This is a genomic window from Subdoligranulum sp. APC924/74 (assembly GCF_003324125.1).
Classification (GTDB): domain Bacteria; phylum Bacillota; class Clostridia; order Oscillospirales; family Ruminococcaceae; genus Gemmiger; species Gemmiger qucibialis.
The window spans coordinates 1-4,240 of record NZ_PSQF01000154.1 but is presented as its reverse complement, the minus strand read 5'-3'; the positions used below and the strand labels follow the sequence as shown (position 1 = coordinate 4,240).

The 4,240-nt window shown below is 55.2% G+C and carries 3 protein-coding genes; all 3 read right to left on the bottom strand.

The genetic code is table 11. The features are described from left to right. Window positions 1-249: 249 nt before the first annotated feature. Genes C4885_RS15650 through C4885_RS15640 form a run of 3 tightly spaced genes read right to left on the bottom strand, consistent with a single transcriptional unit; the run spans window position 250 to window position 3,850 of the window. Entirely contained in the window at window positions 250-1,167 is a 918-nt protein-coding gene (locus C4885_RS15650; protein ID WP_114001223.1) for an ABC transporter permease, read from the bottom strand. Window position 1,168: 1 nt separating this feature from the next. Continuing rightward, window positions 1,169-2,338 carry an ABC transporter permease gene (locus tag C4885_RS15645; protein WP_114001222.1) on the bottom strand — a complete coding sequence of 390 codons (1,170 nt, stop codon included), beginning with the start codon at window positions 2,336-2,338 and terminating at the stop codon, window positions 1,169-1,171. A 3-nt stretch (window positions 2,339-2,341) separates the two neighbouring features. After that, window positions 2,342-3,850: an ABC transporter ATP-binding protein gene (locus C4885_RS15640; RefSeq protein ID WP_114001224.1), complete on the bottom strand. Its 1,509-nt coding sequence runs from the start codon at window positions 3,848-3,850 to the stop codon at window positions 2,342-2,344. Window positions 3,851-4,240 lie beyond the last annotated feature (390 nt).

Below are 4,240 nucleotides of genomic sequence, written 5' to 3'. Positions count from 1 at the left end.
GCAATACCGCATAATTCTAAGTGCCGATACGGCGAGCGAGGTGCGGCAGCTGCTAAGCCAAAAGCGCAGATAATACTTTGTGTATTATCGAACATTTTGGCAACGCAGATGCCGTGCCGCAGCCGCCGGAGCGGTGCTTAAGTCGTAAGGCGGGAATTATGCGGTGTTGCCTAAAACGCAAAGCGCCCGCCCGGACCGGCTTGCACAAGCCTGCGGGGCGGGCACTATTGCTGGTTTTATCTGCGGGGCTTAACGGCTGCCCTTATCGTAAGGGATGCCTTCGGCCTTGGGGGCCTGGGAGTTCTTGCTGGTAAAGGCAAGAATAACCATGGAGGCAATGAACGGCATCATGTTATAAATGTTGCTGGACCAGCCAAGCTGTGCCAGAACGGTGGAATCCGCAATGTTGGCAAGGCTCTTGAAGACGGCAAAGAACATGGCCGCGCCAAAAATGTTGAACGGCTTCCACTGGCCAAAGATCATAACGGCCAGTGCCAAAAAGCCGGTACCGGCAACGCCGACTTCAAAGTTCCAGGTCTGCACGCTGGGGATAACGTAAGCCAGGCCGCCAACACCGCCCAGGAAACCGGAGATCAGCACACCGGCATAGCGCATGCGGTAGACGTTGATACCAACGGAATCCGCTGCCTGGGGGTGCTCGCCGCAGGCGCGCAGGCGCAGGCCAAAGCGGGTCTTATACATAACAATGTAGCTGACAACCAGCAACACAATGCCCAGCGGGATAAAGATGCTGAGCTCCAGCCCGCCAATGGAGAACAGGAACGGCTTGTTGGTGTAGCTGATTTTGGCGGAGGTAGAACCGTTAAAGTTCTTGGCCAGAATCATGGCAATGGCGGTTGCCAGCATGTTTAGCGCCGTGCCGCCGATGGTCTGGTCGGCTTTTAAGTTGATGGAAGCAAACGCCAGCAGCAGCGAGTAAAGCATGCCGCAGACCGCTGCTGCCACAACGGCAGCCAGAACGATGAGCGCCGGGGCCATGGTGGTGGGCAGCGATGCGGTAACCAGCACGCCTGCCAGGCCGCCGACAACCATGATGCCTTCCAGCGCGATGTTGATTACGCCGGAATGCTCGCTGAACATGCCGCCAAGGGCAACCAGCATCAGAACAATGCCATACAGCAGGGTGTATTTGATAAGCAGCAGCATATCACTTGCCCTCCTTTTCCGGTTTGGTCACTGCCTTGGCTGCCGGTTCGGCATTGGCGTTGGCGGTGTCCTTTTTGTGGATCAGCTTTTTCTCAAACAGCGTGCGGAACAGCATGGAGAATGCACACAGGTAGATGATAATGCCGGAGATCAGGTCGGCAATTTCGCTGGGGAAATACTTGGTGGGCAGATATGCGCCGCCAACGCTGATATGACTGATGAACAGCGAAGAGAAGATGGTGCCGATGGGGTTCGAGTTTGCCAGCAGTGCGGTTGCAATGCCGTTAAAGCCCATAGCAGGCAGGCTGGTGGAGTTCAGGGGGTTCCACTCACCACCGCCGGACAGATAGAACAAACCGGCACCAAAGCCTGCCAATGCACCGGCAATCGTCATGGACAGAATAACGTTTTTCTTTTCATTGATACCGGCATAGCGGGCGGCGTTCTTGTTCAAACCAACGGCTTTCAGCTCATAGCCAAAGGTCGTTTTTTCCAGCACGACCCACACCACAATGGCCACGATGATGGCCAGAAAGATGGCGATGGTGGTGTTGCTGGTGTGGAACAGTTCGCTCATCCCGCAGGAAGGGATCTGCGCCTGCGGGGCGTTGGTGGCCAGCTTCCAGGTGCGGGTGTTATGCGCATCATACATCACGCCGGAGCCACGGCCATAGATGATCTCATTGACAAGGTACAGACCAATCCAGTTGAACATGATGGAGGTAATAACTTCGTTGATGTTCAGGTACGCCTTAAAGATGCCGGGAATGGCCCCCCACAGCGCGCCGAACACAGCGGATACCAGCAGGCACACCCACCAGGGCATGCCCAGCACAATGGCAAAGTACAAAGCGCCGAAAGCGCCCAGCGTATACTGCCCTGCTGCGCCAATGTTGAACAGGCCGGTTTTGAACGCAAAGGCAACCGAAAGGCCGGTCATGATCAGTGGGGCGGTCTGGGTCAGCACCTTGCCGCAGCCATACGGGAAGTCATAAAATCCGCCCTGCAAAATGCGCCAGAAGCCATCCACCAGGGCGTGCTCCGGGTTGATGATAAACAACGCAATCAAGCCGATGACCAGACCGATGACAATGCACATGAGTGCAGCCAGAACGCCGCTGCTGTTTTGGCGGATGGTTGTGCCCAAAGAAGGCTTGTTTTGTTTTGCCATGGTTTACTTTGCCTCCTTCTTTTTTGCACCGGCCATATACAGGCCCAGTTCCTGCACGGTGGTGGTCTTGGGATCAAATTCGCCCACGATCTCGCCTTCGTACATCACCAGGATGCGGTCTGAAAGGTTCATAACCTCATCCAGTTCCAGGCTGACCAGCAGCACGGCCTTACCGGCATCGCGCTGGGCAACAATCTGTTTGTGGATATACTCAATGGCTCCAACATCCAGGCCGCGGGTAGGCTGCACAGCCACCAGCAGCTTGGGATCCTTATCGATTTCGCGCGCGATGATGGCTTTCTGCTGGTTGCCGCCGGACATGCTGCGGGCAATGGTCACACTGCCCTGGCCGGAACGCACATCGTACTGCTCAATCAGGTGGTCCGAATACTTGCGCACTTCATCCGCCTTGATAAAGCCATTATGCTGGAACTGCGGCTGCCAGTAGCGCTGCAGCACCATGTTCTTTTCCAGCGTGTAATCCAGCACCAGGCCGTGCTTATGGCGATCCTCCGGGATATGGCTCATGCCGTCCTTGGAGCGCTGGCGGATGGAAGCGTGGGTGATGTCCTGCCCATCCAGCGTGATCGTACCGCCGGAGATTTTTTCCAGACCGGTCAGGCCGTACACCAGCTCGGTCTGACCGTTGCCCTCAATACCGGCAAGGCAGACGATCTCACCCGCGCGAACGTCAAAGCTGACATTGCGCACCGCATCTTTTTTATGGGTGCGGCTGGGCACCGTCATGCCCTGCACGCTCAGGATGGTTTTGCCGGGCTGGGCGGGCTTTTTGTCCACCACAAACTCAACATCGCGGCCAACCATCATGCGGGAAAGTTCTTCCTTGCTGCTGTTGGCAATATCCACGGTGCCGATATACTTGCCCTTGCGCAGAACCGTGCAGCGGTCCGCCACGGCCATGATCTCGTTCAGCTTGTGGGTAATAAACAGGATGCTCTTGCCCTCAGCCTTAAAACCGCGCATGATCTCCATCAGTTCGTCGATTTCCTGCGGAGTCAATACAGCGGTGGGTTCGTCAAAAATCAGAATTTCATTGTCGCGGTACAGCATTTTCAGGATCTCAACGCGCTGCTGCATGCCAACCGAGATATCGCTGACCAGTGCATCCGGGTCTACACGCAGGCCGTATTTTTCCGAAAGCTCCACGACCTTTTTGCGGGCGACCTCTTTTTGCAGAAATCCCGCTTTGCAGGGTTCCACACCCAGCATGATGTTATCCAGCACCGAGAAGCACTCCACCAGCTTAAAGTGCTGGTGGACCATGCCGATGCCAAGGTCGTTTGCATCGTTGGGGTTATTGATCTTGACTTCCTTGCCGTTTTTCTTGATGACGCCCTGTTCCGGCTGGTACAGGCCGAACAGAACACTCATGAGGGTGGATTTGCCGGCGCCGTTTTCGCCCAGCAGGGCATGCACTTCGCCTTTGCGCAGCTGGAGGGTGATGTTGTCGTTTGCCTTGATACCGGGGAACTCCTTGGTAATATTCAGCATCTCAATGACAAAATCTTCAGCCAATCCGCTCACGCTCCTTTCACGAATCAAAGTATTGGGGCTGCCCTGCCGCCAAGATAGCTCTGGAACCCCGGCCCCACAGCAAAATTTGTGCAAAGCTGCCGCAGCGCACCGTGCAGCTTATGCACCGACACAGTGCGCTTATTAGTTTTATTATACAGTTTTTTTGCTGAAACCACAAGTAAAATCTTGCATTTTTAGCCCCGGGGCGGGGTTTATTTTGCAAATGGTTGCAAAAACGCCCCGGCTGCCGCAAAAAGCAGAGCCAGGGCGTTTGTTTTTCATAATATTAGGCAATACCGCATAATTCTAAGTGCCGATACGGCGAGCGAGGTGCGGCAGATGCCAAGCCAAAAGCGCAGATAATAC

Bases quoted from the DNA above. Each gene is read 5' to 3' on its own strand.
- C4885_RS15650 (WP_114001223.1), bottom strand. From the start codon at position 1,167: ATGCTGCTGCTTATCAAATACACCCTGCTGTATGGCATTGTTCTGATG.
- C4885_RS15645 (WP_114001222.1), bottom strand. From the start codon at position 2,338: ATGGCAAAACAAAACAAGCCTTCTTTGGGCACAACCATCCGCCAAAAC.
- C4885_RS15640 (WP_114001224.1), bottom strand. From the start codon at position 3,850: ATGCTGAATATTACCAAGGAGTTCCCCGGTATCAAGGCAAACGACAAC.